This window comes from Stenotrophomonas sp. SrG (assembly GCF_050031795.1).
Taxonomy (GTDB): Bacteria; Pseudomonadota; Gammaproteobacteria; order Xanthomonadales; family Xanthomonadaceae; genus Stenotrophomonas; species Stenotrophomonas rhizophila_A.
This window is the reverse complement of the sequence record NZ_JBNBBE010001293.1, coordinates 1-236: the sequence shown is the minus strand read 5'-3', so window position 1 is coordinate 236 and position 236 is coordinate 1. Positions and strand designations below refer to the sequence as shown.

Below are 236 nucleotides of genomic sequence, written 5' to 3'. Positions count from 1 at the left end.
GGCAGACTGCAGGTGCGGCCGCTGCGCGTGGTCAGTGCCGGCGCGCTCATGCACCAGGGAGCCGGCGAAGTGGCGATGGTGATGCTCGCGGATCAACCGGTTGGGGCCGGTCACCGCGCGCACCACGCCGTCCAGCACGTGCCCGGGCAGGTTGCCCAGCGCGCTCACGCCGCGGCGCAGGAACGCCACGATGCGCTCGCGGCTGTCCAGCTCGGGGTGGCGCTCCGGGTCGTAGC

Annotated in this window: 1 protein-coding gene; it reads right to left on the bottom strand. The window is 74.2% G+C overall.

Translation table 11 applies throughout. The features are described from left to right. Positions 1–236 (bottom strand): hypothetical protein (locus tag ACQG3P_RS23590; protein WP_426806402.1); only part of this gene is annotated, 236 nt, incomplete at both ends.